General features: G+C 42.6%; 15 protein-coding genes and 1 tRNA gene. 9 read left to right on the top strand and 7 right to left on the bottom strand.

Annotated elements, in window-relative coordinates; genetic code table 11:
* Positions 1-6 precede the first annotated feature (6 nt).
* A complete protein-coding gene (locus FRX45_RS01400; RefSeq protein ID WP_152266598.1) occupies positions 7-1,143 on the top strand; it encodes a DegT/DnrJ/EryC1/StrS family aminotransferase in 1,137 nt (378 codons plus the stop codon).
* Between the two features lie 135 nt (positions 1,144-1,278).
* Here FRX45_RS01400 and FRX45_RS01395 read toward each other — a convergent pair whose 3' ends face one another.
* On the bottom strand, positions 1,279-2,637 hold the full coding sequence (locus tag FRX45_RS01395; RefSeq protein WP_152266597.1) for a Gfo/Idh/MocA family protein: 1,359 nt from the start codon (positions 2,635-2,637) through the stop codon (positions 1,279-1,281).
* A gap of 161 nt (positions 2,638-2,798) precedes the next feature.
* On the opposite strand from FRX45_RS01395, the gene FRX45_RS01390 reads away from it, so the two are divergent.
* The 4 genes from FRX45_RS01390 (at position 2,799) to FRX45_RS23675 (ending at position 5,968) form a co-directional block, all read left to right on the top strand.
* A complete protein-coding gene (locus FRX45_RS01390) occupies positions 2,799-3,878 on the top strand; it encodes a DUF6807 domain-containing protein (protein WP_226804834.1) in 1,080 nt (359 codons plus the stop codon).
* A gap of 56 nt (positions 3,879-3,934) precedes the next feature.
* On the top strand, positions 3,935-4,525 hold the full coding sequence (locus FRX45_RS01385; RefSeq protein ID WP_152266596.1) for a LemA family protein: 591 nt from the start codon (positions 3,935-3,937) through the stop codon (positions 4,523-4,525).
* A 15-nt stretch (positions 4,526-4,540) separates the two neighbouring features.
* Positions 4,541-4,999 (top strand): TPM domain-containing protein, encoded by a 459-nt coding sequence (locus FRX45_RS01380; RefSeq protein WP_152266595.1) that lies wholly within the window; start codon positions 4,541-4,543, stop codon positions 4,997-4,999.
* 183 nt (positions 5,000-5,182) lie between these two features.
* Entirely contained in the window at positions 5,183-5,968 is a 786-nt protein-coding gene (locus tag FRX45_RS23675; protein ID WP_152266594.1) for a TPM domain-containing protein, read from the top strand.
* Between the two features lie 8 nt (positions 5,969-5,976).
* Here FRX45_RS23675 and FRX45_RS01370 read toward each other — a convergent pair whose 3' ends face one another.
* The 3 genes from FRX45_RS01370 to FRX45_RS01360 form a co-directional block, all read right to left on the bottom strand.
* Entirely contained in the window at positions 5,977-6,708 is a 732-nt protein-coding gene (locus FRX45_RS01370) for a thioredoxin domain-containing protein (protein WP_193311544.1), read from the bottom strand.
* Positions 6,701-7,006, bottom strand: a complete 306-nt coding sequence (gene trxA, locus FRX45_RS01365; protein WP_152266592.1) for a thioredoxin — start codon at positions 7,004-7,006, stop codon at positions 6,701-6,703. The genes FRX45_RS01370 and trxA overlap by 8 nt, the downstream gene beginning before the upstream one ends.
* A 118-nt stretch (positions 7,007-7,124) precedes the next feature.
* Complete coding sequence (locus tag FRX45_RS01360) at positions 7,125-7,802, bottom strand: arylesterase (RefSeq protein WP_152266591.1); 678 nt, start codon at positions 7,800-7,802, stop codon at positions 7,125-7,127.
* Positions 7,803-7,919: 117 nt separating this feature from the next.
* Between FRX45_RS01360 and FRX45_RS01355 the strand changes: the two genes are divergently transcribed.
* Complete coding sequence (locus FRX45_RS01355; RefSeq protein WP_152266590.1) at positions 7,920-8,621, top strand: ABC transporter ATP-binding protein; 702 nt, start codon at positions 7,920-7,922, stop codon at positions 8,619-8,621.
* Between the two features lie 9 nt (positions 8,622-8,630).
* On the top strand, positions 8,631-11,192 hold the full coding sequence (locus tag FRX45_RS01350) for an ABC transporter permease (RefSeq protein ID WP_152266589.1): 2,562 nt from the start codon (positions 8,631-8,633) through the stop codon (positions 11,190-11,192).
* Here FRX45_RS01350 and FRX45_RS01345 read toward each other — a convergent pair.
* A complete protein-coding gene (locus FRX45_RS01345; RefSeq protein WP_152266588.1) occupies positions 11,189-12,202 on the bottom strand; it encodes a GSCFA domain-containing protein in 1,014 nt (337 codons plus the stop codon). The two genes, FRX45_RS01350 and FRX45_RS01345, sit on opposite strands and share 4 nt — an antisense overlap.
* Before the next feature lies 1 nt (position 12,203).
* A complete protein-coding gene (locus FRX45_RS01340; protein WP_152266587.1) occupies positions 12,204-13,070 on the bottom strand; it encodes a hydroxymethylglutaryl-CoA lyase in 867 nt (288 codons plus the stop codon).
* Positions 13,071-13,327: 257 nt separating this feature from the next.
* On the opposite strand from FRX45_RS01340, the gene FRX45_RS01335 reads away from it, so the two are divergent.
* A tRNA-Lys gene (locus tag FRX45_RS01335) sits at positions 13,328-13,400 on the top strand.
* Between the two features lie 88 nt (positions 13,401-13,488).
* On the opposite strand, the gene FRX45_RS01330 is transcribed toward FRX45_RS01335, so the two are convergent.
* On the bottom strand, positions 13,489-13,743 hold the full coding sequence (locus FRX45_RS01330) for a hypothetical protein (RefSeq protein WP_152266586.1): 255 nt from the start codon (positions 13,741-13,743) through the stop codon (positions 13,489-13,491).
* Between the two features lie 97 nt (positions 13,744-13,840).
* Here FRX45_RS01330 and FRX45_RS01325 point away from each other — a divergent pair, with 97 nt between their 5' ends.
* On the top strand, positions 13,841-14,569 hold the full coding sequence (locus FRX45_RS01325) for a GntR family transcriptional regulator (RefSeq protein WP_152266585.1): 729 nt from the start codon (positions 13,841-13,843) through the stop codon (positions 14,567-14,569).
* Positions 14,570-14,648: the final 79 nt, after the last annotated feature.

Genomic DNA, 14,648 nt, shown 5'->3' with positions numbered 1-14,648 from the left:
TTATCTATGCATTCAAAAATATGGCTCTCTTCGCCCCATATGGGTGGTAATGAAAGGAAATTTGTAAATGAAGCTTTTGATACAAACTGGGTGGCTCCCCTTGGCCCGCATGTAAACGGACTTGAAAAAGATATCGCCCGGTTCCTTTTAGCTGAAAATGAAAATAATATTCATGTAGCGGCATTAAGCTCCGGCACTGCTGCCATTCATTTGGGCTTGATATTACTTGATGTTAAGCCTGGCGATGAAGTGATCTGCCAGAGTATGACTTTTTCGGCATCTGCTAACCCTATTGCATACCAGGGTGCAACGCCTGTTTTTATTGACAGCGAATCCGACACCTGGAATATGTCTCCTGAATTTTTGGAAAAAGCGATCAAAGACAGGGTTGCCAAAGGGAAGAAGCCAAAAGCTATTATTCCCGTTCATTTATATGGTATGCCTGCAAAAATGAATGAGATTATGGCAATTGCCAACCAGTACGAAATTCCTGTACTCGAAGATGCAGCAGAGGCATTGGGAAGCCATATAAATGGGAAAAAATGTGGTACATACGGTGTAATCTCAGTGTTGTCATTCAACGGAAATAAAATCATTACAACCTCCGGAGGAGGAGCAATGGTTGCACATCAACCTGAACTGGCGGAAAAGGCCCGCTTTCTTTCTACACAGGCACGTGATGCTGCACCCCATTATCAGCATTCTCACATTGGTTACAACTACAGGATGAGTAATATATGTGCTGGCATCGGGCGTGGACAAATGGAGGTTTTGCAGGAACGCGTTTCGCAACGGAGGGCTAATTTTGAATGGTATAATAAAGCTTTGGCCGATATAGATGCTATACAGTTTTTAAAAGATCCTGAAGGATATTACTCCAATCACTGGCTTACTACTGCACTGATTAAACATCCTGCTATCACCCGGGAAATGCTTAGACTGGCTTTGGATAAAGTAAATATTGAGAGCCGTCCATTGTGGAAACCTATGCATTGTCAGCCTGTTTTTAAAGATGCTCCTTTTTATGGCGATGGAACAGCAGAAAATCTATTTAAGGACGGATTGTGTTTGCCCTCCGGTTCTAATTTAACGGATGAGGAGCGCGACCGCATTTTAAAAGAAATAAAAACGGTCTTTTCTTAGCAGATCATTGTAGAGCGATAAAACGCAAAACAAAAAGGTCAGGGGTGGTATTCCTGACCTTTTGTTTTATATTATATACTAATGTACTGTTGTCATGCGTGCCTATTACTACTACCATCCGGATCCCCCGTTCGATTAATATTTAAATACCTTTCCTCCTGCCATCACTTCCTGTGTTTTTTCATCGAATGTAACCTTTTGCCCTGTGCGGTAAGCCGCATTTGACATGATAACCGCAATGGCATGGTTATAGCCGGCTTCTATCGGTGCATTTGGCTGCTTGCGGCTGCGCACGCAGTCCATCCAGTTGCGTACATGCGATAGCGTTAGGTCATCGCTGCCGGTATTGGCATCGGTGGTTACTTTCGTCGCCATGTCATTCAGCGAAACGGAAGGCAAAAGATTGGCCTTCATTCCCATGGCTTTTGCATGATTTTCATTTAATCCGCCTTCAGGACTAATTTGGTTGGTATCTAAGTTGAGGGTGCCGCCATTGGAATAATAAATCTCTTTAACATCTCCGGCTGCATTGGTCATACGCGAACTAAAAATTACCTGGAATCCTTTAGATGGATCATTAATCGGTCCGTAGTCAAAAACGGCAGTTAAAGTATCCGCATTCTTTCTGCCGTCTTTCCAGGCATAAATACCACCATTAACGGCTGCGCTGCGTGGATGCGGCAGGTTGGCGAACCAATGTACCGTATCAATCTGGTGGCACATCCATTGTCCGGGGATACCGGAAGAATAAGGCCAAAATAAACGAAACTCAAGGTATTTCCTGGGGTCGAATTTTTCGAAAGGACGGTTCAGCAAAAAACGTTTCCAGTCTGTATCTTCTTCCCTCAATTGCGGAACCAGCGAAGGTCTGCGCCAGCGCCCGGGCTGGTTTACATTCCATATGAGTTCCACCATTACAATGGGGCCAAACTTTCCCTGTTGTATAAAATCATACGCGGCTTTGTATGTGGCCCCGCTTCTTCTTTGGGAGCCGATCTGAACAATTTTTCCACTGTCTTTCACCGCTTTTAGCACTGCTCTTGCATCTTCCATGGTTTCGGCCAACGGTTTTTCAGTATACGTGTCTTTGCCGGCTTTTACGGCTTCAACGGTATGCAGGGCATGCTGAAAATCTGCAGTACTGATAAAAACAGCATCAATATTTTTCAAATCGTATAAGGCCTCATTATTCACACAGGCAGTAATGTCGTGCTCCAGTTGCTGTTTAAGATAGGCTTGCCCGTCCTCCCGTCTCTTTTTCCATATATCCGATACGGCAACCATATCAAAGTTTAGTTCTTTATGCAGTTTAACGAATGAGGGTAATAAGGAACCTCTGAACCTGTCGGAAAAGCCGATAACGCCCACGTTCACCCTATCATTTGCGCCTATGATATTACGATAGCTTTTAGCGCTGAGCCCCATGGTGCCTATATAAGTGGCCAAACCTGCCATTGAACCTTTTTTAATGAACTCCCTGCGTGAATTTTTCATATGCGATCCTTTGATGAATAAATTTAAGTGAAAGAATAGTAGTTTTATCTTTTACAGGCTGTAAACAAATCAGATTATAGTATTTTGCAGCACCCGTAACCAATGTTGTCTGGTAATGAGAAGCATTTGTTTAACGGATACTAATTTATAAATGTTTAATTATGGAAAAAAGAAATTCCTTTTTTTTAGGGCAATTGATGCTGGTGCTGGGCTGTATTTTTACTGTAACGGCTTACGGGCAAACTTCCAAAAGCAAGTTACAGGTATATAATATAGAAGTAACGCCGGTTGATGCATCAAAAAAAGTGACCATCACCGCCGATGGCAAACCTTTTTCGGAACTGGTGTATACCGACACGCTCGAAAAACCCTTTTTGTATCCTATATATGCGCCCGATGGACAGTTGATTACCCGCGGCTTTCCTTTTGCACCACGCAAAGATGAACCTACAGACCACCCTCATCATACTGGCTTATGGCTGAACTATGAAAGCGTGAACGGCCTTGATTTCTGGAATAATTCTTATGCGATCCCAGAAGATAAAAAAAGCAAATACGGCTGGATAAAAACAAAGAAGATCGTTAAAACCAAAAGTGGCAAAAAAGGGGAATTAAAGATGCAGGCGACCTGGGAAAATCAGAAAAACCAGGTATTGCTGAATGAAACCACTACTTATTTTTTCAGAGCGGATGAAAACAAAAGAATAATAGACCGGGTAACTACGCTTACTGCAGCACAGGATGTAAACATGCCGGATGTAAAAGATGGGATGCTGGGCCTGCGTTTGGCCCATGAGTTGGAACTGCCGTCTAAAGAGAAGAAGGAATTTAAAGACGATAAAGGAAATGTAACTGTAGTAGAGGGCAGTGCAGACGGAGTTCCATCCGGAAATTATATTACAAGCGAAGGTAAGGAAGGCGATGCCGCATGGGGCACCAGGGCGCAATGGTGCATGTTGTACGGAAAACAGGGGGATGACACTACCAGTATTGTTATTATTGACCATCCGCGTAATCCGGGCTACCCTACCTATTGGCATGCACGGGGTTACGGGTTGTTTGCGGCCAATCCCTTAGGACAAAAAGCATTCAGTAATGGAAAGGAAACGCTGAATTTTGCTTTAAAACAAGGACAGTCTGTTACCTTTCGCTACAGGGTAGTAATAGCTTCGGGAAAACAAAGGCTGAGCAATGAAGACATCAACCTTGTGGCGGGAGATTTCTTTCAGAATACGAGGTAAACTTTTGCAGATATTAGTATTTTGATATGTACATTTACTAAATAAAAACACTACACATGAAGTCGAGAAATCTTATTTTAATTGTTGTTATAGGTGCTATATTGTTGTTGGGTGGTTGTGGTTGCGGAGGATACAATAAAATGGTTGGATTAGATCAAAACGTAAAAGGCAAGTGGGGCAATGTGCAGAGCGAATACCAGCGCCGGTCTGATCTTATACCTAATCTTGTAAACACAGTGAAGGGTGCGGCCAACTTTGAGCAGGAAACCCTCACTCAGGTTATCCAGGCGCGGGCCAATGCCACCAAAGTAAATATTAACGCAGATGACCTTAGTCCTGAAAAACTGGCGCAATTTCAGCAGGCACAAGGTGAGTTAAGCGGCGCATTGAGTCGTTTGCTTGTAACGGTGGAACGATATCCCGAACTAAAAGCCAATCAGAATTTTCTTAACCTGCAGTCGCAATTAGAAGGCACTGAAAATAGGATCAAGGTGTCCCGCAACGATTTTAATACAGCCGTGCAGGATTACAATACCGTGGTAAAAACATTTCCTAATGCATTGTACGCCGGAATGTTTGGGTTCAAAGAGAAAGGATTTTTTGCCGCTGAGCCCGGTGCTCAGACTGCACCGGAAGTAAATTTTTAAATTTTACCCGAATTCATGAGGCTTTTTCCATCCAGAATCAAACACTTTTTTTCTCCGGAAGAGAACCAGCGTATCGTATCCGCTATCCGGGAGGCTGAAAGGCTTACCAGTGGAGAAATACGGGTATATATAGAAAGTCATTGCCGTTTTGTGGATCCTGTTGACAGGGCCATCGAACTTTTTTATGGCTTAAAAATGGAAAAAACAGAGCAACGCAACGGGGTTATATTATATATAGCCATTAAGGATCACCAGTTGGCTATATATGGCGATGAAGGCATTCATCAAAAAGTAGGGAAAGATTTCTGGAACAAAGCGGTACAGCATATTCTCAGCGAATTTAATGCCACCCATTATGGTGATGGCATTACACATATTTTAAAGGAAATAGGGGAGGTGCTGCACGAGCATTTCCCTTATCATTCTGATGCCGATAGAAATGAATTGCCCGATGAGATTGTGTTTGGCAAATAAGCGTAGTAATTTGGGATTTGGTATTTGAAATTTGACATTGGCTCAGCCTGTGCTTTTGAAGTTTATTATACTTCCTTTGGCTTTATGTATTGATTTCGAATTTCGGATTTTAAATTTTGGGGTTTATACAGCCTCTCATCATATGATTGGGATATTTTCTCAGGGTATGGAATTTTATAATTAATGAAGAAGTATTTATTCGTCATATTGTTCTTTCTCTCTCTTGGTGTTTCTGCACAGGTTGATAAAATCATTCCTGCTGCGCCAAATCCGCCACGATTGGTTAACGATTATACCGGTACACTTACTCAACTACAGCAGGAAAATCTTGAGCATAAATTAAAAAATTATGACGACACTACGTCTAACCAGATTGTAGTAGTTATAGTAAAAACGGTTGGTGATTACGACCCATATGAATATGCTACTGCATTGGGGCGCAAGTGGGGTGTGGGCAATAAAGAATTTAATAACGGCGTAGTTTTTTTAATTGCCAAAGACGACAGGAAGGTTTTTATTGCGCCCGGTTATGGATTGGAAGGCGCTTTGCCCGATATAACCTGTAAGCAGATCGTTGAAAATGAGATCCTCCCTAATTTCAGGGGCAATGATTATTACCGGGGCATTGATGAAGGCACCACTGCTATTATGAAAGCTGCTGTTGGCGAATACCAGCCACCTGAAGGATATGCAGACAGGGGAAAGAAAAAAGGAGCACCATTACCACTTATCATATTCATTATATTCATAATCGTTATTATCATTTCCCGCATTGGCGGGGGCGGGGGCGGAGGTTCATTTATGAGCCGGCGTGGTTACCGCGAAACGGGCATCCCTCCTGTATTTTGGTTCCCGGGTGGCGGCGGAAGCCGGGGAGGCGGAGGCTGGAGTGGTGGCGGCAGTTCTGGTGGCTTTGGTGGTTTCGGCGGTGGTAGTTTTGGTGGTGGCGGTGCAGGTGGCAGCTGGTAACAAATGCTTTAACTCTTCAATAAATATTTTATCAATTCCCTGAGCTGCGAAGTTGACTGAAATCCTGTAACGCGTTTAAGCTCCTTTCCGTTTTTATAAACCGCTATTACGGGAATGCTTTCAATATTCAGCTTGCGGGCTAATGGTTTGGCTTTATCCAGGTCAATGCGTGAAAAAATTACTTTGTCTTTGTATTCTTTTGAAAGCTTTTTCAGCGATGGTTCCATTTGCCGGCAGGGAATGCACCAGGGCGCATAAAAATCAACCAGTAATATTTTATTATCAGTAAGCAATTTATCAAAATCAGACGGTGTAAAACTGTTTGCTTCGCTTTTAATGCCTTTCTCAACTGCTGCTAAAGGAAGCTTATTGCTTTCCCACGCCATAATGCCACCCTGCAAATCAAACACAGTAGCAAAACCCAGCTCATGCAATGTTCTGGCGGCTTTCGCACTTCTGCCACCAACCTTGCAGTAAACGAATACAGGCTCTTCTTTGTTTAGCTTTTTAAGCTGATCTTTAAAATCCGCGTCATAAATATTGATATTCTTTGCTGTTGCAATATGGCCGGATTGAAATTCTTCAGGTGTTCGAACATCAACAACTTGTTTTTGCAGAACTGAATCTAAGCTTTGCGCAAACGCTTTTGCAGGTAATAGCTGTACGCCGGTTTCCTGTGCTGCAACGTTCAATGAAAAGACTGCGAAAAAAAGGATGGGCAGGATAAATAATCTATGCATTACCATTATATTGATTAATGATTTGTTGAAGCTGATTGGACTGTACAACGCCGGATTGACGCCACAATACTTTTCCCTGCTTAAATAAAATAAGTGTGGGTACACCCTGCACCTGGTAGGCAGCAGCGGTTTGTGTATTTTTATCTACATCTATTTTTATGATGGTAGCCGCATCGCCGATACTTTTCTTTAAAGTTTCAAGGATCGGTGTCATCATCTTGCAGGGACCGCACCATGTGGCATAAAAATCAACCAACACCGGTTTGTCGCCATTAATAAGTTCTGAAAATGTTGCCATTGTTTCTGTGTGCTATTTGTAGCTGTAACAGTGCAAAGATAAGAAATGACTGAGCTTGGTAAATGTTATATTAAAAGTGGATGTGATCATATCGTTCCCTTGTATATTGCTTTCTTGCTTACAGCAATTCTTTCAGCACAGCCCAAACATTTTCAGCCACTATCTTTTGTCCTTCGGCTGTGGGGTGTATGCCGTCGGACTGGTTCAGCCCTGGCTCACCACCTACGCCTTCCAGCAAAAAGGGCAGAAAGGCAATTTTGTTGCTGCTTGCCAGATCTCCGAAGATTTTGTGGAAGTTTTCACTGTACGGCTTCCCCATATTAGGCGGAACCCGCATACCTGTGAGCATTAGCTTTACATCGGGGTATTTTTCTTTTACTTTATCTAATATCTGTTGCAGGTTTTTGGCGGTTTCTTCAAGCGGTATTCCACGCAAACCATCGTTCCCGCCTAATTCAAGTACAAAAACATGTACAGGTTGCTTCAATATCCAGTCAATCCTGCTGCTGCCACCGGCTGTGGTTTCACCGCTTAGTCCTGCATTAATAACTTTGTAAGGGAGGTTTAATGAATCAATTTTAGCCTGAATCAATGCGGGATAAGCCTCAGAAAGGTCAAGTCCATAACCTGCAGTGAGACTATTTCCAAAAAAAATGATATTTTTTATTGAAGATGAAGGCGGTGGCGTTTCTTTTTGAATACTGTCTTTTGCAGTGCCTGCCGGTGTTGAATTTGGGTTGCTGCAGGCTGCACATAATATCAGCAGTAATATTCCATACGGTTTTATTTTCAGCATAACATCACTAATTTATTCTATAAAGCTGTTAAGTATATTTTAAAAATACATTAATTTAAAGAGCGCTTACCCAAACATAGTAATTTGAATGCTGCTTCTTTCAAAATAAAATCACAAATGGATACTATACTCAGTTTACATGACGTAAGTAAAACCTATCAAAGCGGTACTAAAAGGCTTACCGTGCTTCATGACATTAATTTTACAGTGGAAGCGGGCTCTATTGTAGCTATTGTGGGACCTTCGGGCAGCGGGAAAACCACGTTGCTGGGCTTATGTGCCGGGCTCGACAGGGCCAGTACCGGTACAATTGAACTGAATAAGTTAAAGCTTGATGACAGGAGTGAAGATGAAAGAGCATTTATCCGTAATCGTTATATAGGGTTCATTTTCCAGAATTTTCAACTGATGCCTACGCTTACGGCTCTTGAAAACGTAATGGTTCCTTTGGAACTACAGGGAGAAAAAAATATTCGTTCCCGGTCTGTAACACTACTTGAAAAAGTAGGATTGGCAGATCGTTTACATCATTACCCGGCACAATTATCAGGAGGGGAGCAACAACGGGTTTCCATAGCAAGAGCTTTTTCTACCAATCCTAAAATATTGTTTGCCGATGAACCTACCGGTAATTTAGATGATGAAACAAGCGGAAAGATCGTGCCTTTGCTTTTTGAGCTGAACAGGGAAGCCGGAACCACATTGATCATTGTTACCCACAATTCCGAACTGGCAGAGAGTACCCAACGCATCATTCGTTTAAAAGGCGGGCATATTATTGCAGACGAACGCACCAGCAATACAACACTGGCGGTTTAAAAATTATACATGAGCACAGATCAATTTTTACCCAAAAAAAAACTGAATATCCCCTGGCTTTTAACCATGGCATGGCGCGACAGCCGCCGTAACCGTTCCAGGCTGTTGCTGTTCATGTCTTCTATTGTACTTGGTATTGCAGCGCTCGTAGCCATTTTTTCACTGGGCGATCATGTACGCAACGATATCAACAACCAGGCAAAAGAATTATTGGGTTCCGATTTGGTTATTGAAAGCAATAAGGCGCCTGACTCCACCATACAAAACATGCTGGATACCCTGGGCGACCAGCGTTCGCAGGAATGCAGGTTTGCCTCCATGGTTTATTTTACAAAAAATAATGGAACAAGATTAGTGCAGGTATTGGCGCTTGAAGGAGATTACCCTTATTATGGCCGTTTTGAAACAGTTCCGGCGGCAGCAGGTATTGATTTTCGCAAAGGGAAACAGGCATTGGTAGACAAAACACTGATGCTGCAGTTTGATGCAAAAGTGGGTGATTCCATTCGCGTAGGCGAGCTTAGTTTTGTTATAGCCGGCATGCTTACACAGGCACCCGGCCGCTCCGGGCTTTCAACCACTATTGCTCCGCCGGTATATATCCCTTTTCAATACCTGCAACAAACCGGGCTGCTGCAAAAAGGAAGCAGGTTTACGTATAGCTTTTATTTCCGGTACGATGCCCAGGCAGAAATGGATAAGCAACTTGCTGCTGTGGATTCCACACTTGAAAACAAGGGACTGGATTATGAAACGGCTGAATCCCGTAAAAGAGATACCGGCAGGCAATTCGAGGATGTTTCACAATTTCTTACACTTATTGGTTTTATAGCTTTATTATTAGGTTGTATCGGGGTAGCCAGTTCCATTAATATTTACGTCCGCGAAAAAATACCGGCTATTGCCATACTGCGTTGCCTGGGCGCCAGTACAAAACAAACCTTTCTGATCTATCTTATACAAATAACCGTGCTTGGACTGATAGGCGCAGTAACAGGAGCATTTTTAGGAACAGCGGCGCAGCAGGCCTTACCTTTTGTATTGAAAGATATTTTACCTTTGGATATCAGTACTTCTGTTTCATGGCCATCCATTGCCAAAGGAGTAGGGTTGGGGATTGTCATATCGTTTTTGTTTGGATTGCTGCCTTTGCTTTCCATTCGCAGCATTTCTCCGCTATATACTTTACGGGTATCTGTTGAGCAGGTGCCGGCATGGCGTAACCCCTGGCAGATCCTGTTGTTTGCTGTTATCCTTTTTTTTATCGCCTTATTTGCACGATTGCAGATGCAAAGCTGGCCGCAGGCGCTTGTTTTTACAGCAGGTATACTCGCAGCTTTTTTGCTGCTCACGGCCGTAGCTGTGGTGTTGCGCGGTGCTGTACGCCGGTTTTTCCCATCGGGCCTGAATTATTTATGGCGGCAGGGGTTTGCTAATTTGTATCGTCCCAATAATCAAACGATACTATTGGTAGTTACGATAGGTTTAGGTACACTTTTTATCGGCACGCTTTATTTTATACAGGACATACTCATGAGCCGTGTATCCATGTCGGCCAGTAATAACCAGCCTAATATGGTGTTGTTTGATATTCAAACCAGCCAGAAAGATGCTGTAGCAAAGCTTGTAAAACAATATCATCTGCCCGTATACCAGGATGTGCCTATTGTTACCATGCGCATAGAAGAAATAAACGGAATGAATGCAGCAGAAGCGAAAAGCGATTCCGCATCCGGTATCCGGCCAGGGGCATTTGAAGGAGAGTTGCGTGTTACTTACCGCGATTCATTGACCAACACCGAAAAAATAACCGCCGGCAAACTGGGAACTAAAAAATACGCACCGGGCGATAATATTTACATATCGCTGGAAGAAAGATATGCGCAAAGACTTAGGGTATCCATTGGGGATAGTATTTTGTTCAATGTGCAGGGAGCATTAATACCAACGATAGTGGGCAGCTTCAGGGATGTAGACTGGAGGCGCGTGCAAACCAATTTCCGTGTTATTTTTCCTGTTGGTGTACTGGAAACAGCGCCACAGTTTCATGTGCTCGTTACCCGGGTGTCTTCGAACGAAGCCTCTGCGGCTTTTCAGCAGGCAGTTGTACGCGGGTTTCCCAATGTTTCTATTATTGACCTGGGCCTTATATTAAAAGTATTGGATGAGGTACTGGATAAAATTGGTTTTGTAATCCGGTTCATGGCTGCTTTCAGTATCATTACAGGATTGATCGTGCTCATTGCTTCCGTATATGTAAGTAAGTTTCAGCGCATACAGGAAACCGTATTATTGCGCACGCTGGGCGCCAGCAGGAAACAATTGTTTATTATCGCCGGCCTGGAATATTTTTTCCTGGGTGCGCTTGCTGCCGGCACCGGCATATTGCTTTCGCTTGCGGGTAGCTGGGCTTTGGCCAGGTATAGTTTTGACGCTGCTTTTAGTCCCTCGTTCATGCCCATACTTATATTATTCCTCTCCGTATCCTTACTTACAGTTGCCATAGGACTGTTTAACAGCAGGGGAGTAGTGAATATGCCGCCATTAGAAATATTGAGAAAAGAAGTTTAATTGCAGCTAAAGTGCTTCAGCTCCTCTGTAAAATTTAAATTAGGGTATTGATCCTGCAATGCCTGAACTTTGGTAAAATAACTGCTTAAAAATTGCCGGTGTGCCGCAGATGCAGGATTGAAAGGACGATGTTTTACGGCGATATTGATCTTTTCCATTTCCTTCATTAATGCATAACAGGATGGATCAATACATGCAGCGGTAAATTTCTCCCATACATAGGCCGTGGCCAGGTAATTGGGATGCACCATGTCTTCCGCGTAAAAACGATAATCCCGCAGGTCATCAATTACCAGTTCATAAGCCGGGAAATAAAAATGATTTTCAAATTTTTCAACCATATGATGAACAGCCTGTATCAATATGGCTTTGCTTTTATTATTCTCAACCAAACCATCCCTGGCATGGCGTACCGGGCTTATGGTATATATAACTTTAATGCTGGGATTAAACAGCATTAGCCTGTACCGGAGGTTATCCAATACCGTGAATATCTCTTCGGTGGTCAGCAGCCTTTTCCTGAACCTGTTTGTGGGTACTTTATGGCAATTGGCTACAATATCATTATCCCTGTTTTTTACCGGGTATAATGGTGATGGCTTTTCTATCCATTCATATACAAATGCTGATCCTAAAGTAAGTATCAGCCAGTCGGCCTGTTTTAAAAACGCGTGTGCGGCCTGCTGTGAAGCATTGATTTGCTTTAACGCAGTTAGCTGATCGGGGTCTGAAAAACGGCTGTGATGATCCCAACTGTTCCAAAGCTCATTGTAATAAAACAAGTCATCCTCGCTATACAGTTTTTGCTCTATATAAGATACTACAGATGCTGCAATGCTGGCCGGATTGAAAAGAATACCATTTGGATTTTCAATTGTGGTAAACTTATTATTGCTGAGTTGTTTGGTAATATGTTCTGTAAAGCAGGAGCCCGATAAAAACAGCTTGTGCCTGTGATTAATTTTTTGTGTAAAGGGCGGTATGTTCAATGTTAATCTGAAGTTCGTCATGCTAAACAAAAATTGTCTGGGCCATAATAATGCTTTGCTGCAGGGCTTCTGTATTGATTTGGTTGCATAATTTCAATTTTGAGAAATACGCGATCATTTGTTCCGTATCCATATTACCTACCAGGTCATCATTAGCCATCGGGCAACCGCCAACGCCCATCAATGCTCCATCAAAGCGGCGGCATCCCGCCTTAAATGCCGCATCAATTTTATGTGCGCGGTGAACAGGCGTAGAATGCAGGTGCACGCCAATTTCAATAGCCGGTAGTGTTCTAACCAAATGCCCCGTAATATGATTTACCTGTTCGGGAGTTGCCAGTCCAACAGTATCTGCAAGGGAAATAATATTGATGTCTAATTGTTGTATGGTATTGGCCCAGTTAAATACAATGTTTTCGTTGTACGGGTCGCCATAAGGATTTCCAAACCCCATGGAAAGGTATATTACCAGTTGCTTTTTGTGTTTAATGCAAAGTTGCTGTATCGCTTCTACCCTTGTAAGTGATTCGGCAATGGTGCTGTTGGTATTGCGCAGTTGAAATGTTTCGGAAACAGAAAAGGGAAAACCAAGGCAGCTAATTTCATCGTATTGCACCGCTTCTTCTGCCCCGCGTTCATTGGCTACTATGGCCAGTAATTTTGTGTTTGTGCCGGAAATATCCAGTTGCTTTATCACCTCATGTGTATCTGCCATTTGTGGTATGGCTTTGGGCGATACAAAGCTTCCGAAATCTATCGTGTCAAACCCTACTTTCAATAATGCATTGATATAATCTATTTTTTGTTGGGTTGAAATAAAATGCTTCCAGCCCTGCATGGCATCGCGCGGGCATTCAACTAGTTTTACCGTATCAGTTGGTTGGGCCATATCAGCATGCAATTTAAGTAAAGAATGGAAAAGCTTATGAAAATGAAAGTTCCCGTACATTCAGTTCCCGCATCAGTTTCAGCACGGCTTGCCTCATGTATGTTGAACCGGTTAAGAAGCAATATATTTTCTCAGAAAATTTCCTCAGGGTTATTCCGGTAAAGGAAGTGGCGCCGCATAAATATAAATTGGTACTTCCCGGCGGGCATAATAATTTTTATACTTATAAAAGTATTTTGATATTTTTGCGCCCATCAGACTCCGTAGCTCAGTTGGTAGAGCAGCTGACTCTTAATCAGCGGGTCCAGAGTTCGAGTCTCTGCGGGGTCACGCAGTGAACCCAATCCCGGCAAGCATTGCCGGGATTTTTTTTGCTTTGCAAAAAAGCAGGATCCCGCCGTTGGTATTCATAATGTATTTAACCATTGCCATTTTTTAACTTTCCCCCAATTTCAATAACGGCTTCTATATACCAGTACAGTTCATTGCCGTTCTCCGGCGCTTTGCTCGATTTTAGATCATTGATATCGGAGCGGTACTGCTCATTGAAGCGTTTGTAGTCATCATGAACATAGCAAAGTTCCTGCAGGGTTCTGTCAAATTCAATGGCGAGATTCCGGACTTCGGTTGCATCAGCATTTTTTAGCTGTTGATTTATTTCATGCAGTGTCATAAAAATTAACTTTCAAAAATCGTTCCCTTCAATGCATCCAATTTGTATTTAATATATTATTCTATAAAAAATGTAATATTGCACCAACATTTCAGACATGAATTTTTCAATTGATCACAAAAACCACATACCACTACACATACAGGCGGAGGAGCTTTTGAGAAAGATCATACGTAACCCGCAATACGCAAAAGGAAAGTTACTGCCCAATGAAGTTGAGCTTGCCAAACAGTTGGCTATATCCCGAACCACTTTACGCCTGGCCATAAATAAGCTCGTATATGAAGGGCTGCTTATAAGGAAAAAAGGTGTTGGAACGAAGGTTAGCAACAGTATAGTAAGCTCAAAATCGGTTAATTGGCTAAGTTTTTCCCAGGAAATGGCAGCCCGGAAGATACCCATTAAAAATTTTGAACTCAAACTGAGCTGGGTTAGACCGGAAGAAACGGTAGCTAATTTTTTCGAGATCAGGGCAAATAAAAAGGTTTTGAAAATGGAAAGGTTAAGGGGACGCCCCGAGGGCCCTTTTGTGTATTTTGTCTCCTATTTTCATCCGCGTGTTGGGCTTACAGGAAAGGAAGATTTTCAAAGACCGCTGTATGAAATATTAGAAAAAGATCACCTGGTGGTAGCCAGCCTTTCTAAAGAAGAAATTACTGCAAAAGCGGCCGATAAATTCATCGCAGGTAAATTGAATCTTACTCCGGGTACTCCTGTACTGTGCAGAAAAAGGTTTGTTTTTGACCAGGGGGAACGTCCTATTGAATATAACCTGGGTTTTTACAGGGCCGACAGCTTCGTTTATACCATTGAGAGCAGGAGATAACAATAATTAGAACCTGTTCAAAAACTAAAAATACGTACGAAGACGATCACAAGAAATCAACAACTTACGAAATAGGAAC

Origin of the sequence: Agriterribacter humi (genome assembly GCF_009192765.1) — a bacterium.
GTDB classification, from domain to species: Bacteria; Bacteroidota; Bacteroidia; order Chitinophagales; family Chitinophagaceae; genus Agriterribacter; species Agriterribacter humi.
Note: the sequence above shows the minus strand (reverse complement) of the source record. Positions and strands in the feature narration are given on the sequence as shown.